The organism is Bacillus yunxiaonensis (assembly GCF_037104695.1).
Classification (GTDB): Bacteria; Bacillota; Bacilli; order Bacillales; family Bacillaceae_G; genus Bacillus_A; species Bacillus_A yunxiaonensis.
Map to the genome: position 1 here is coordinate 1 of NZ_JBAWSV010000018.1, position 14,085 is coordinate 14,085.

The 14,085-nt window shown below is 37.8% G+C and carries 12 protein-coding genes, 2 tRNA genes, 2 rRNA genes and 2 riboswitches; of the genes, 13 read left to right on the forward strand and 3 right to left on the reverse strand.

Annotated features, from left to right (window positions below):
- Nucleotides 1–11 precede the first annotated feature (11 nt).
- The 7 genes from rrf to tsaD all read left to right on the forward strand — a co-directional run bounded on the left by rrf (nucleotide 12) and on the right by tsaD (nucleotide 3,102).
- A 5S ribosomal RNA gene (gene rrf / locus WAX78_RS24865) occupies nucleotides 12–127 on the forward strand.
- 11 nt (nucleotides 128–138) lie between these two features.
- Nucleotides 139–215 (forward strand) — tRNA-Met (locus WAX78_RS24870).
- 3 nt (nucleotides 216–218) lie between these two features.
- Nucleotides 219–294: transfer RNA gene (locus WAX78_RS24875), tRNA-Asp, on the forward strand.
- Nucleotides 295–484: 190 nt separating this feature from the next.
- Entirely contained in the window at nucleotides 485–958 is a 474-nt protein-coding gene (gene tsaE / locus WAX78_RS24880; protein WP_336484654.1) for a tRNA (adenosine(37)-N6)-threonylcarbamoyltransferase complex ATPase subunit type 1 TsaE, read from the forward strand.
- Nucleotides 939–1,631: a tRNA (adenosine(37)-N6)-threonylcarbamoyltransferase complex dimerization subunit type 1 TsaB gene (gene tsaB, locus WAX78_RS24885; protein ID WP_336484655.1), complete on the forward strand. Its 693-nt coding sequence runs from the start codon at nucleotides 939–941 to the stop codon at nucleotides 1,629–1,631. Before tsaE ends, tsaB begins: the two co-directional genes overlap by 20 nt.
- A gap of 11 nt (nucleotides 1,632–1,642) precedes the next feature.
- Nucleotides 1,643–2,086, forward strand: a complete 444-nt coding sequence (gene rimI / locus WAX78_RS24890; protein WP_336484656.1) for a ribosomal protein S18-alanine N-acetyltransferase — start codon at nucleotides 1,643–1,645, stop codon at nucleotides 2,084–2,086.
- A complete protein-coding gene (gene tsaD / locus WAX78_RS24895; RefSeq protein WP_336484657.1) occupies nucleotides 2,086–3,102 on the forward strand; it encodes a tRNA (adenosine(37)-N6)-threonylcarbamoyltransferase complex transferase subunit TsaD in 1,017 nt (338 codons plus the stop codon). Before rimI ends, tsaD begins: the two co-directional genes overlap by 1 nt.
- 523 nt (nucleotides 3,103–3,625) lie before the next feature.
- Here the strand turns inward: tsaD and WAX78_RS24900 are convergent.
- Nucleotides 3,626–5,551 (reverse strand): ABC-F family ATP-binding cassette domain-containing protein, encoded by a 1,926-nt coding sequence (locus WAX78_RS24900; protein WP_336484663.1) that lies wholly within the window; start codon nucleotides 5,549–5,551, stop codon nucleotides 3,626–3,628.
- Nucleotides 5,552–5,734: 183 nt separating this feature from the next.
- Between WAX78_RS24900 and WAX78_RS24905 the strand changes: the two genes are divergently transcribed.
- Nucleotides 5,735–6,364, forward strand: a complete 630-nt coding sequence (locus tag WAX78_RS24905) for a redox-sensing transcriptional repressor Rex (protein WP_154712707.1) — start codon at nucleotides 5,735–5,737, stop codon at nucleotides 6,362–6,364.
- Nucleotides 6,365–6,390: 26 nt separating this feature from the next.
- Here WAX78_RS24905 and WAX78_RS24910 read toward each other — a convergent pair whose 3' ends face one another.
- Together WAX78_RS24910 and WAX78_RS24915 are read right to left on the reverse strand one after the other, a co-directional pair.
- On the reverse strand, nucleotides 6,391–6,588 hold the full coding sequence (locus WAX78_RS24910; protein WP_336484658.1) for a YdiK family protein: 198 nt from the start codon (nucleotides 6,586–6,588) through the stop codon (nucleotides 6,391–6,393).
- A 2-nt stretch (nucleotides 6,589–6,590) separates the two neighbouring features.
- Nucleotides 6,591–7,319 (reverse strand): CPBP family intramembrane glutamic endopeptidase, encoded by a 729-nt coding sequence (locus WAX78_RS24915; RefSeq protein WP_336484659.1) that lies wholly within the window; start codon nucleotides 7,317–7,319, stop codon nucleotides 6,591–6,593.
- A gap of 360 nt (nucleotides 7,320–7,679) precedes the next feature.
- Here WAX78_RS24915 and groES point away from each other — a divergent pair, with 360 nt between their 5' ends.
- From groES to WAX78_RS24940, 5 genes are all read left to right on the forward strand, one after another.
- A complete protein-coding gene (gene groES / locus WAX78_RS24920; RefSeq protein WP_336484660.1) occupies nucleotides 7,680–7,964 on the forward strand; it encodes a co-chaperone GroES in 285 nt (94 codons plus the stop codon).
- A gap of 38 nt (nucleotides 7,965–8,002) precedes the next feature.
- Nucleotides 8,003–9,640 (forward strand): chaperonin GroEL, encoded by a 1,638-nt coding sequence (groL, locus tag WAX78_RS24925; RefSeq protein ID WP_336484661.1) that lies wholly within the window; start codon nucleotides 8,003–8,005, stop codon nucleotides 9,638–9,640.
- A 240-nt stretch (nucleotides 9,641–9,880) separates the two neighbouring features.
- Nucleotides 9,881–9,982, forward strand: a riboswitch (purine riboswitch).
- A 151-nt stretch (nucleotides 9,983–10,133) separates the two neighbouring features.
- Nucleotides 10,134–11,672: a glutamine-hydrolyzing GMP synthase gene (gene guaA, locus WAX78_RS24930; RefSeq protein ID WP_413789240.1), complete on the forward strand. Its 1,539-nt coding sequence runs from the start codon at nucleotides 10,134–10,136 to the stop codon at nucleotides 11,670–11,672.
- 161 nt (nucleotides 11,673–11,833) lie between these two features.
- Nucleotides 11,834–11,936, forward strand: a riboswitch (purine riboswitch).
- 130 nt (nucleotides 11,937–12,066) lie between these two features.
- Nucleotides 12,067–13,392: an NCS2 family permease gene (locus WAX78_RS24935; protein ID WP_336484662.1), complete on the forward strand. Its 1,326-nt coding sequence runs from the start codon at nucleotides 12,067–12,069 to the stop codon at nucleotides 13,390–13,392.
- Nucleotides 13,393–13,961: 569 nt separating this feature from the next.
- Nucleotides 13,962–14,085: ribosomal RNA gene (locus WAX78_RS24940) — 16S ribosomal RNA — on the forward strand; the annotation flags it as partial.

The following is a 14,085-nucleotide window of genomic DNA, read 5'->3' on the forward strand; positions in this document are numbered from 1 at the left end:
ACCTTCATAAGTCTGGTAATGATGGCAGAGAGGTCACACCCGTTCCCATACCGAACACGGAAGTTAAGCTCTCTAGCGCCGATGGTAGTTGGGACTTTGTCCCTGTGAGAGTAGGACGTTGCCAGGCTTTATTATCATCGCGGGGTGGAGCAGTCTGGTAGCTCGTCGGGCTCATAACCCGAAGGTCGCAGGTTCAAATCCTGTCCCCGCAACCAAATGGTCCCGTGGTGTAGTGGTTAACATGCCTGCCTGTCACGCAGGAGATCGCCGGTTCGACCCCGGTCGGGACCGCCATTTATATAAATTAAAGAACGAAACAATATGTTTCGTATTTTTTTATTTACTTTAATTCAACTTATAAGACAGTCAATCTTATCCTTAGGACAACTCCTAAGGTCTTTTTTATATATTCGAAACTGAAACAAAAATAAAAAATCTGTATAATAAAGAGCAGGGAATACTAACAGTAAGGTAGGTGAAACCTTTGAATGAATATGAAATAACAACAATGTCCTCAGAAGAAACACAGAATTTATCAGAAAGGCTTGGACAATTAGTTCAGGCGCAGGATGTTTTAATTTTAGAAGGGGACTTAGGTGCAGGTAAGACAACATTTACAAAAGGTCTTGCAAAAGGTCTTGGTGTGAAACGTGTTGTGAATAGTCCAACGTTCAATATTATTAAAGAATATAAAGGACGATTACCTCTGTATCATATGGATGTATACCGCCTAGCGGAGAGCGAAGAAGATTTAGGGTTTGATGAATATTTTTATGGTGAAGGTGTAACAGTGGTGGAATGGGCACATTTAATAGAGGCTTTTTTACCATCTTCACTTTTAAAAATCAGTTTATTCCACACGGGGGATAGTACAAGAAAAATTGTATTAGAGCCGAGCGGAGAACGTTATATTAGATTATGTGAGGAGCTATTACAAAATGAAAGTACTAGCAATTGATACTTCTAACTATGTAATGGGAGTTTCTCTTATTGATGGAAATACGGTTGTTGGAGAAATCATTACAAACTTAACAAAAAATCATTCTGTGCGTCTGATGCCAGCAGTAGAGCAGCTTTTACAAGAATGTAGTGTGAAACCAAAGGAATTGAATAAAATCGTTGTAGCAGCTGGGCCAGGCTCTTATACAGGTGTTCGTATTGGTGTAACAGTTGCCAAAACATTAGCTTGGTCATTGCAAATTCCGATTGTTGGTGTATCAAGTTTAGAAGTACTGGCAGCAAACGGAATGAATTTCCCGGGGTATATTTGTCCGTTATTTGATGGTCGTCGTCAGCAAATTTATACTGGTTTGTATACATATAGAGAACAAGAGTTACAATCTGTGAAAGAGGATCGTATTATTCTTATTGCCGATTGGTTACAAATGTTAAAAGAGTTGGGACAACCTATTTTATTTATTGGAAATGATGTAGAACAACATAAAGATACAATTGTAGAACACTTAGGGAATCAAGCGGTATTTGCCCTGCTGACGAAACATAATCCACGCCCAAGTGAGTTAGCTTTCTTAGGTTTACAGAAAGAAGAGCAATCTGTGCATACATTCGTTCCAAGTTACCTTCGTTTGGCAGAAGCGGAGGCAAAATGGCTAGAAAGTCAAAAGAAATAGGGGTCTCATGAATGAACATTACATTTAGAAATATGAAGGAAGAGGATATTCCACAAATTGTTGCGATTGAAGAAGCTTCATTTGCGACTCCTTGGACTGCTGAAGCATTTGAGCGAGAAATAAACATGAATGAGTATGCACACTACGTTGTAATGGAAACAGAGGAAGGAATTCTAGGTTATTGTGGACTTTGGATTATTCTTGATGAATCACATATTACGAACATTGCGGTATTACCACAATACCGTGGTCAAAGGCTTGGAGAAGCGTTATTACAAGAAGTAATAAACAAAGCGAGAGATCTTGGAGCAAATACGATGACACTTGAAGTTCGTGTTTCAAATGAAGTTGCAAAAAAGTTATATCGAAGACATGGTTTTCAAAATGGCGGAATTCGCAAAAGATACTATACAGACAATTATGAAGATGGTCTTGTAATGTGGGTGAACTTATGATGAAAAAAGATACAATTATACTGGGTATTGAAACAAGTTGTGATGAAACTGCTGTGGCAGTTGTGAAAAATGGACGAGAAATTTTAGCGAACATTGTAGCTTCGCAAATTGAAAGCCATAAACGTTTTGGCGGGGTTGTTCCGGAAATTGCATCTCGCCACCATGTGGAACAAATAACAGTTGTATTAGAAGAAGCGTTAAAAGAAGCACAAGTTACATTTGAAGATATTGATGCAATTGCTGTTACAGAAGGGCCAGGTCTTGTTGGGGCACTGTTAATTGGTGTGAATGCAGCAAAAGCAGTAGCTTTTGCACATAATATCCCGTTAGTTGGGGTACATCATATTGCTGGGCATATTTATGCGAATCGTTTAGTACAAGAACTGCAGTTTCCATTATTGTCTCTCGTTGTATCTGGTGGACATACAGAGCTTGTTTATATGAAAGAGCATGGTTCATTTGAAGTAATTGGTGAAACAAGAGACGATGCTGCGGGAGAAGCATATGACAAGGTGGCACGTACGTTATCAATGCCATATCCAGGGGGGCCGCACATTGATCGTCTTGCTCATGAAGGAGAGCCGACAATCGATCTACCTCGTGCATGGCTTGAACCAGATTCTTATGATTTTAGCTTTAGTGGTTTAAAATCCGCAGTTATTAACACTGTGCATAACGCAAATCAGCGTGGAGAAGAACTAAAGCCTGAAGATTTAGCTGCAAGTTTTCAAGCAAGTGTAATTGATGTGTTAGTAACAAAAACAGTACGAGCAGCAGAGGAGTATGGCGTGAAGCAAGTACTTCTTGCTGGAGGAGTTGCGGCAAATAAAGGATTGCGAGCTCGATTGGAAGTGGAGTTTGCAAATAAAAACGATATGAAGCTAATTATTCCACCGTTATCTTTATGCACAGATAACGCTGCTATGATTGCTGCAGCTGGTACAATTGCATATGAGCAAGGAAAGAGGGCAACATTAGCATTAAATGCAAACCCGGGCTTGGATATTGAATCCTAGTTATTCCGCGTTTAATGAGACAGTAAATTTTCCACTCTCGTTAAAGAAGATAAGTTTAGTTAAATGTTAGTGGGACCACAAATGGAAGTTTTACTTTATACACATAATTAACCACAACCTGTGGATAAAACCTATATTATCTGTTGATAATATAGGTTTTTTTGTGAGTATAAAGTGTGGATAAATATTATTGTGTTTGTGGATAATGTGGAAAACTTATGTTTAGCTTGATAATATGAAAATGAATATGTGAATAATGTTGTGGATAAATAAAAAGGTTAGCGTAAATGCTAACCTTTTTATCCCGCTATTCGCGGGCAGTAAGATTCCCACCTCAAGATGGAGAGAGAATCGTTGTCCAGCTCTAGCGGCTAGAATCTCCGGTCGTTTCGCCCCCTCGGACGAGGCAAAAAGCGCCTCTCTGCCTTGGGCGTGGGCGTCCTGCGATTTTGGACGAGCCGCTTCCGCTTTTCTACAGAAGATAGGTGGGGGATGAAAAAACCCCAATGATAGAAGTTTCACTTTATATTTGTAATTCTTCCCATTCTTCCATACATGCTTCTAATTGTTCTTGTAGTGTTTGTTTTTCTGCTGTAATATTACTTGCTTTTTCATAATCAGCATATACTTCAGGCAGACAAAGTTGTTCTTCTAGTGTAGCAATTTGCTCTTCCATTGCAGCAATGTTTTCTTCTAATTCTTCAATTCTACGCATACGTTGACGCTCTTGCTTTTTACGTTCTTTTTCTTCAATATAATTTAATTTTTCTTGCGCCACTTGTTTTTGTACAGGTTTGTTTGTTTCTTGTTCTTCAAGTTCCGCCCGTTCTAACATTTCATTTTTCTTTTCTACATAATAATCGTAATCGCCTAGATATTCCACTGCCCCGTCTGTTGATAACTCAATAACTTTTGTGGTGATGCGATTAATGAAATAGCGGTCATGGGAAACAAATAAAATAGTTCCCGGAAAATCAATAAGAGCATTTTCTAAGATTTCCTTGCTACTTAAGTCTAAATGGTTTGTCGGTTCATCTAAAATAAGTACATTTGATTTTTGCATCATAAGTTTCGCAAGGGCTAAACGTGCTTTTTGTCCACCACTTAAAGAAGAGACTGGCTTTAAAACATCATCACCAGAAAATAAAAAGTTTCCAAGTACTGTGCGGATTTCTTTTTCTGGTTGCAGCGGGTAATCATCCCAAAGCTCATCCAATACACGTTTCGATGATGTTAAGTTTGCTTGTTCTTGGTCATAATATCCAATAGAAACGTTTGAGCCGAATGAAATACTGCCGTTTAAAGGATGAAGTTTATCCACAAGAGATTTTAATAAGGTGGATTTTCCGATTCCATTTGGACCGACAAGGGCAACACTATCACCTCTTGTTAATTGGAAATGAATGTGCTCAATGATTGGCTCATTATTATAACCAATTGTGACATTTTTTACTTGTAGTACATCATTGCCGCTTTGCCTATCGATATCAAAATGGAAAGAAGCAGATTTTGCATCACCGAGTGGTTTTGTCATAAGCTCCATACGATCTAATTGTTTTTGGCGACTTTGTGCCCGTTTTGTTGTGGATGCACGGGCGATATTTTTTTGAATGAAGTCTTGTAACTTTGTGACTTCTTCTTGCTGTTTTTCGTAACGCTTTATCTCTTGTTCGTATAGTGCTGCTTTAAGTTCTAAATACTTACTGTAGTTCCCTGTGTATTTTCGACTTTGTTTATTAGAGATTTCATACACCTGTGTTACGAGCTTATCTAGAAAGTATCGATCGTGTGAAACGATTAAAATAGCACCAGGATAGCCTTGTAAATATTGTTCCAGCCATGTTAATGTATCGATATCTAAATGGTTGGTGGGCTCATCCAAAATAAGCAAATCTGGTTTTGTTAATAATAATTTGCCAAGAGCTAAACGAGTTTTTTGTCCACCGCTTAATGTGGAGATTGTTGCTCCGTGTGTCTCAGGAGGAAAGCCGAGTCCGCTTAAAACAGAGCGAATATCAGCTTCGTATTGGTAGCCGCCTTTATTTTTATAATCTAATTGCAGACGATCATACTCTGCTAACAATCTTTCATGTGCAGTGACATTTGTGAAATTTTCTTCTTTCCCCATTTCTTGTTCTAGCCTTCGGAGTTCTTTCTCCATGTGTTGCAAATCTAGAAATACCGTTAACATTTCATCCCAAATGGTTAATGACGTTTCAAGACCAGTGTGCTGTGCTAAGTAACCGATAGATACATCTTTCGGTTTGATAATTTCTCCACTGTCATGGGATAGTTCTCCTGCAATAATCTTTAATAATGTAGACTTTCCAGCGCCGTTACGGCCGACAAGTGCAATGCGATCACGCGTCTGTACCTCTAACTTAATGTTTGAAAGAATCACTTCAGCGGCGTACAACTTGGAAAGGTTATTCACTTGTAGTAAAATCAATGTTTTCACCTCAAATAATTTCTTAACTTTGCCATGATTATATTTCTCAATCATACTAAAAATAGTGTATAGTTGAACATAAATAGAGAAGTTCTCTCTCTATTATACAAGGAAAACTTTCAATGCTAAACTTCCGTACATGTTTCAATCACTTGAACAGATAGGAAGAGAGGAGGGGGTTGCATGGAGCAGCCTAAAATTCCGCAGGCGACTGCCAAAAGATTGCCTCTATACTATCGATTTATCCAAAACTTATCGTTATCTGGTAAGCAACGCGTATCATCTGCAGAATTAAGTGAAGCGGTGAAAGTAGATTCTGCGACAATTCGAAGAGATTTTTCATACTTTGGGGCATTAGGGAAAAAGGGATACGGCTATAACGTAAATTATTTATTGTCGTTTTTCCGCGAAACACTTGACCAAGATGATGTAACGCGTGTAGCCCTAATAGGGGTAGGTAATTTAGGGACAGCTTTCTTACATTACAATTTTACGAAAAATAATAACACAAAAATTGAGATGGCATTTGACGTTGATGAAGAGAAAGTTGGAAAAGAAATCGGAGGAATTCCAGTATATCACCTGGATGAATTAGAAGAAAAATTATCAGATGATATAAAAGTGGCAATATTAACAGTACCTGCTTCTGTTGCACAAGCTGTAGCAGATCGCTTATCGCACACGAGTATACAAGGAGTTTTAAACTTTACACCTGCTAGGTTAAATATAGTAGAACACATTCGAATTCATCATATCGATTTAGCGGTAGAATTACAAACGCTTGTATACTTTTTGAAAAATTATCCACAATAAAAACGCAGGAATTCCCTGCGTTTTTATTATTTCTTCATACTACCTTTTTTCGGTTTAGAAAAAATAAGGCGAAGTGCCAAACTAAAATCAACCGTTGCCATTACAGAAAGTAATAGTGTGTAAAAGTTCCAAATTGTATCCTCAACACTTGTAATTGCTAAGTATGTAAAAATACACCCGAGAAGAAAATACAAAGTTGCCATAACAAATGGTGAATTTCGCATGTTTAAAATCCTCCGATAAATCCTTGCAATTTTTCAGCCTTTTCTAGATAGGGATGTAGTACAAATGTAATTAACATAACATTTGTATTCATCATAACATGAGCCATAATGGGTACAATAATCCGTTTCGTTTTTACGTATAAAAATGAAAAAACAAGCCCCATGGAAATATACACTAATAAATGTGTAGGGTCAAAATGAATTAAAGCAAATATAAGTGAACTCACAATTGCTGCGATAAAGAAGTTATATCGTTTATATAGTGTTCCAAATAGAATCTTTCTAAATACAATTTCTTCAAGAATAGGAGCAAATATAGACGAAACAATTATAAATAATGGAGCAGCTTTTATAATATCGATAATGTTTTGTGTATTTTCAGATTCAGCTTTAACTTTAAAAATTTGTGTTTCGATGGTGCCGGCAATTACTTGGGCAAATAAAGCAAGAAAAACCCCTAAAATAATCCATCCTATTGTAGCAGGAATGTTTGTCTTTTCCCGATCCCATTTTTCTGATTGTGTATCATTACGTAATAACAGAAGGATAATAATAAGAGCGATAAAAAAGCTAATTAGTCCCCAATGTGCAGTTGCTAATTGTACCTTTTCTTCGAAAGTTCTGTTTCCATTGTTGTATATCCCGCTTTTTAAAAGGATCCATCCTCCAATTACACCTGATAATTGCATCAAAATATATGTAACAACAACCCACCAATATTGTCTCTTCAATTTCGTAACTCCTTTTTAAATTTTTTGTAATGAAAAAGGAAAATGCTCTATCCATAGAGAAAACAACTTATGGCATCTTCTTATTGTAACATAGGAGAAGAAGGGAAAACGATGGAATATAAAATTGAATCTTCTATCAGTGCCGATCTTTTGTGAGCCAAGGATTTTGGTATTACATTATTACGCTACCCATCCGGTAAAGCATATGAAGAGGATGTAAAATAGTTTTCCGAAAAATTACGATTTTTTCACTTGCAAAAGAAAATAAGATTCTTTATTATAATAAGTGTGTTAGCACTCGAAGTGTTTGAGTGCTAATAAACATAAAATTTACATAGTAAATTGAGGAGGTTATTGTTCATGCTAAAGCCATTAGGTGATCGCGTTGTAATTGAACTTGTTCAAGCAGAAGAAAAAACAGCAAGTGGTATTGTATTACCAGACACTGCAAAAGAAAAACCACAAGAAGGTAAAGTAGTGGCGGTTGGTACTGGTCGTGTGCTTGAAAATGGTGAGCGTGTTGCTTTAGAGTTAGCTGCAGGCGATCGTATTATCTTCTCAAAATATGCAGGTACTGAAGTGAAATACGAAGGTGCAGAATACTTAATTTTACGTGAAAGCGACATTTTAGCAGTTATCGGTTAATTATATAAATCTTTAAAAATTCAAGGGGGTCAAATATTATGGCAAAAGATATTAAATTTAGTGAAGAAGCACGTCGTTCGATGCTTCGCGGTGTCGACACTCTTGCAAACGCAGTAAAAGTTACGCTTGGACCAAAAGGTCGCAATGTTGTACTTGAGAAAAAATTCGGTTCTCCGCTTATTACAAATGACGGTGTAACAATTGCAAAAGAAATCGAATTAGAAGATGCATTTGAAAATATGGGTGCAAAATTAGTAGCAGAAGTTGCTAGCAAAACAAATGATGTAGCTGGTGACGGAACGACAACTGCAACTGTATTAGCACAAGCAATGATTCGTGAAGGTTTAAAAAACGTAACAGCTGGTGCAAACCCAATGGGTCTTCGTAAAGGTATCGAAAAAGCTGTTGTTGCAGCAGTAGAAGAATTAAAAACGATTTCTAAACCAATCGAAGGTAAATCTTCTATCGCACAAGTAGCTGCTATTTCTGCTGCTGATGAAGAAGTAGGACAATTAATTGCAGAAGCAATGGAGCGTGTTGGTAACGACGGCGTTATTACATTAGAAGAATCTAAAGGTTTCACAACAGAATTAGATGTAGTAGAAGGTATGCAGTTCGATCGTGGATATGCTTCTCCTTACATGATTACTGATTCTGATAAAATGGAAGCAGTTCTTGATAACCCATTTATCTTAATTACTGATAAAAAGGTTTCTAGTATTCAAGAAATCTTACCAGTATTAGAGCAAGTGGTACAACAAGGTAAACCACTTCTTATTATCTCTGAAGATGTAGAAGGCGAAGCGTTAGCTACATTAGTAGTAAATAAACTTCGTGGTACGTTCAACGTAGTAGCTGTTAAAGCTCCTGGCTTCGGTGATCGTCGTAAAGCTATGTTAGAAGATATTGCGATTTTAACTGGCGGTGAAGTGATTACAGAAGAATTAGGACGCGACTTAAAATCTGCAACTATCGCATCTTTAGGGCGCGCTAGCAAAGTTGTTGTAACGAAAGAAAATACAACAATTGTTGAAGGTATAGGAAATACAGCACAAATCGAAGCTCGCATCGGTCAAATCCGTGCGCAGTTAGAAGAAACAACTTCTGAATTCGATCGTGAAAAATTACAAGAGCGTCTTGCTAAACTAGCAGGTGGCGTAGCTGTAATTAAAGTAGGTGCAGCAACTGAAACTGAATTGAAAGAGCGCAAACTTCGCATTGAAGATGCACTTAACTCAACTCGTGCAGCAGTAGAAGAAGGTATTGTTGCAGGTGGTGGTACTTCACTTATGAACGTATATACTAAAGTAGCTGGTCTTGCAGCTGAAGGCGACGTAGCAACAGGTATCAACATCGTACTTCGTGCATTAGAAGAGCCAGTTCGTCAAATCGCAATCAACGCTGGTTTAGAAGGTTCTGTTGTTGTAGAACGCTTAAAAGGCGAAAAGGTAGGCGTTGGTTTCAACGCAGCAACAGGCGAGTGGGTAAACATGCTTGAGTCTGGTATCGTAGATCCAACGAAAGTAACTCGTTCTGCGCTTCAAAACGCAGCATCTGTTGCAGCAATGTTCTTAACAACTGAAGCAGTTGTTGCTGACAAGCCAGAACCAGCTGGTGCTGCTGGAATGCCTGACATGGGCGGCATGGGCATGGGCGGTATGGGCGGCATGATGTAATTTCATGCGCCGCGAAACATCCATCTCTTTATAGAGGTGGATGTTTTTTTGTTCTATAAGTAGTGAAATATAAAGAAGATAGGTATTTCGAGAAATTGTCTATAAGATGCTGACTGGTTCGAATAACTTGTTAGTGAAGCTGGAAATGAAGGAAGTTTCTCTATACAGGAAAATAATTTCTGTAGAATTTTGTCGCTTTCTCTCTTGACCGTATTCATACTTCATTGTTAGAATCTAGGAAGATAATATAAAGTATTCCTTCATATATCCTCAATAATATGGATTGAGAGTCTCTACCGGGTTACCGTAAACAACCTGACTATGAAGGCAGTGTGTCTATGTTTATAAGGAGGAACCTCCTTTATAAAGCTAGGCTCCTGCCTTTTCTTTGTTATGAGACTGAGGGCAGGGGACTGGCTTTTTTTATTATATTGGTAATTGTTTTTACCAAATTGGTGAAAATGTTTATATACAGAACTATGGGGTGATTATTTTGAAGAAACAGCACGATACGATTATCGTTTTAGATTTTGGAAGTCAGTACAACCAGTTAATTGCGCGTCGCATTCGTGAATTTGGCGTGTATAGTGAACTTCATCCACATACAATTACAGCAGAAGAAATTAAAGCGATGAATCCAAAAGGAATTATCTTCTCTGGTGGACCGAACAGTGTATATGGCGAAAGTGCATTCCACTGTGACGAAAAAATCTTTGACTTAGGCTTACCGATCTTCGGTATTTGCTACGGCATGCAGTTAATGACAAAACACTTTGGTGGAAAAGTAGAACGTGCAAACCATCGTGAGTACGGAAAAGCTGTATTAAAAGTAGAGAATCAATCAAAATTATATACAAACCTTCCAGAAGAACAAGTTGTTTGGATGAGCCATGGTGACTTAGTAACGGGCTTACCAGAAGGTTTCGTAGTAGATGCAACAAGTGAATCTTGCCCAATTGCTGGTATGAGCAATGAAGCACAAAACTTATATGGTGTACAATTCCACCCAGAAGTACGTCACTCTGAGCACGGTAATGATTTAATTAAGAACTTTGTATTCGGTGTTTGTGGTTGTACTGAAGGCTGGAACATGGAGAACTTCATTGAAGTAGAATTAGAAAAAATTCGTGAAACAGTTGGCGACAAAAAAGTATTATGCGCACTTAGCGGCGGTGTAGACTCTTCTGTTGTAGCTGTATTAATTCATAAAGCAATTGGTGATCAATTAACATGTATTTTCGTTGACCACGGCTTACTTCGTAAAGGAGAAGCTGAAGGGGTTATGAAAACATTTAGCGAAGGCTTCCACATGAACGTTATTAAAGTGGATGCGCAAGAACGCTTCATGAGCAAATTAGCAGGTGTTGAAGATCCAGAACAAAAACGCAAAATCATCGGTAACGAATTTATTTATGTATTTGATGATGAAGCATCTAAATTAGAAGGAATGGACTTCTTAGCACAAGGTACACTGTACACAGATATTATTGAAAGTGGTACAGCAACTGCACAAACAATTAAGTCTCACCATAACGTTGGTGGACTTCCAGAAGATATGCAGTTTAAATTAATCGAGCCTTTAAATACGTTATTTAAAGACGAAGTACGTGAATTAGGATCAGAACTAGGAATTCCTGATGAAATTGTATGGCGTCAACCATTCCCAGGTCCAGGACTTGGTATTCGTGTATTAGGTGAAATTACAGAAGAAAAACTAGAAATCGTTCGTGAGTCTGATGCAATTTTACGCGAAGAAATCAAAAAAGCTGGTTTAGACCGTGAAGTTTGGCAATATTTCACTGCACTTCCTGGCATGCGCAGCGTAGGTGTTATGGGTGACGAGCGTACGTATGATTACACAGTAGGTATTCGTGCTGTAACATCTATCGATGGTATGACAGCAGACTGGGCACGTATTCCTTGGGACGTATTAGAGAAAATCTCTGTACGTATCGTAAACGAAGTAAAACACGTAAACCGTATTGTGTATGATATTACTTCTAAGCCACCAGCAACAATTGAGTGGGAATAAAGTGAATTTCATGCTATAGAAGACGATCCATCTATACTTTTATGTGTAGATGGATCGTCTTTTTGTTTTTACACGAACGAAATTTGATTTTTAATAAAAAATGTTCGTTTTTAAATTGACACTTAGCTACGTATGAGTTAATATGAGTATGTAATTAATAATAAAAGTGAATATTACAGCCGTCGTATAATATCGGGAATATGGCCCGAAAGTTTCTACCTAGCTACCGTAAATGGCTTGACTACGAGGCGTTTTAATATAAAGATAAGGGATAATTATCTTTGTTTACAGACGCTTCCATGTATATGCAATGGAAGCCTTTTTTATTTTTTGTGGATAAAAGAGGGGCTAGGAAGAGTTACGATGAGCAATCATATAACGGGGGAAACATAGAATGAAACGTTACTTTCAGTTCGATGAGCTCGGAACAAATTATAAAACAGAGTTCATTGCAGGGTTAACAACATTTTTATCTATGGCATATGTGTTATTTGTCAATCCGGCTACGTTGTCGTTAGGGCACATTAAGGGACTACCGGCAGGAACAGGAATGGACCCAGGTGCAGTGTTTGTTGCAACTGCTTTAGCAGCAGCAATTGGATCACTAATTATGGGGATTTTTGCAAAATATCCAATCGCGTTAGCACCGGGAATGGGGATTAATGCTTTCTTTGCTTATACAGCTGTATTAACAATGGGGATTCCATGGCAAACAGCGATTGCTGGGACGCTAGTATCAGGTATTCTTTTTATCATTCTTACAGCTTCCGGCATTCGTGAAAAAATTATTAACGCAATTCCATCAGAATTAAAGTTTGCAGTAGCAGCTGGAATTGGATTATTCATCGCATTTCTTGGTTTTCAAAATGCAGGGATTATTGTAAATAATGATGCTGTACTTGTTGGTTTAGGTGATTTAACAAAAGGAACAACATTACTCGCTATTTTTGGTGTAGTTGCAATTGTTATTTTAATGACAAGAAAAGTTAATGGAGCAGTGTTTTATGGGATGGTGCTTACGGCAATCGTTGGTGTGGCGACAGGGTTAATTGACGCACCAAAGGAGATTGTTGGTGCAGTTCCAAGCTTGAAGCCAACGTTTGGAGTTGCTCTTCAACATATTGGTGATATTTTCACTCCTAAAATGCTTGTTGTTATTTTAACTTTCTTCTTTATCGATTTCTTTGATACAGCAGGAACACTTGTTGCAGTTGCGAATCAAGCAGGCTTAATGAAAGATAATAAATTACCACGTGCAGGAAAAGCATTATTCTCTGATGCGATTGCAACTGTAATCGGAGCAATACTTGGTACATCTACAACGACGTCTTATATTGAATCCTCTGCAGGGGTAGCAGCAGGAGGACGTTCTGGCTTTACAGCAGTTGTAACAGCAGGATTTTTCTTATTAGCACTTTTCTTTTCACCATTATTAAGTGTAGTAACACCATCTGTAACAGCACCGGCTTTAATTATTGTAGGGGTTTTGATGGTCTCATCATTAGGGGAAATTGATTGGAAGAAATTCGAAACGGCAGTACCATCATTTTTCACAATTATTGCAATGCCGCTCACATACAGTATCGCAACGGGAATTGCGATTGGGTTTATCTTTTATCCAATTACAATGGTTGTAAGTGGTCGTCGTAAAGAGATTCATCCAATTATGTATGTGATGGGAGTTTTATTCGTACTTTATTTTGTCTACGTTCGTAAATAAAAGGGGTTTTTTGAAAGGACTAGGAGGGGATGCCTAGTCCTTTTTTGCATCTTTAGGAGTTTTTATAATAAAAGTATAGAAAAAGAGAAAAATAGGTTGTATGAGTTCCGGGCACCGCTTACGTTTATTTTTGGGGGATTTACTGCGTGATTATTCGATTCATAGTTTCTTTAACAGTTATATAAGAAAAATAAATCAAAACTTCCATCAGTAGTAGAGAGCTTTACCCCTCAATGATGGCTAATTGAACCAATCGGAATCTTATTGCCCGCAAGTAGCGGGGGAAATTGATACAGCCTCATGTTAAAAAGGTTTATTGTAATAAATAAACCTTTTTATATTTTCTTAGAAAAACATATTGACGTTTAATATAAAAGGGTGTAATATTCTAGGAGTCGCTGATGCAACAAAGCAGAAAGCGAAAACGAAATGAAAAACTTAGTTGACATTGAAACACAGAGATGTTAACATAAGGAAGTCGCGATTGAGCGGCAAACAAGTTCTTTGAAAACTGAACGAAACAAACAACGTGAAACGTCAATTTTTATTTATGATGCTAGACAAACACTTTATTGGAGAGTTTGATCCTGGCTCAGGATGAACGCTGGCGGCGTGCCTAATACATGCAAGTCGAGCGAACCGATTAAGAGCTTGCTCTTAAGAAGTTAGCGGCGGACGGGTGAGTAACACGTA

Coding starts and splice junctions, on each gene's coding strand:
- rimI (WP_336484656.1), top strand. CDS start 1,643: ATGAACATTACATTTAGAAATATGAAGGAAGAGGATATTCCACAAATT.
- WAX78_RS24905 (WP_154712707.1), top strand. CDS start 5,735: ATGGAGCAGCCTAAAATTCCGCAGGCGACTGCCAAAAGATTGCCTCTA.
- WAX78_RS24910 (WP_336484658.1), bottom strand. CDS start 6,588: ATGCGAAATTCACCATTTGTTATGGCAACTTTGTATTTTCTTCTCGGG.
- groL (WP_336484661.1), top strand. CDS start 8,003: ATGGCAAAAGATATTAAATTTAGTGAAGAAGCACGTCGTTCGATGCTT.
- tsaD (WP_336484657.1), top strand. CDS start 2,086: ATGAAAAAAGATACAATTATACTGGGTATTGAAACAAGTTGTGATGAA.
- groES (WP_336484660.1), top strand. CDS start 7,680: ATGCTAAAGCCATTAGGTGATCGCGTTGTAATTGAACTTGTTCAAGCA.
- WAX78_RS24935 (WP_336484662.1), top strand. CDS start 12,067: ATGAAACGTTACTTTCAGTTCGATGAGCTCGGAACAAATTATAAAACA.
- tsaB (WP_336484655.1), top strand. CDS start 939: ATGAAAGTACTAGCAATTGATACTTCTAACTATGTAATGGGAGTTTCT.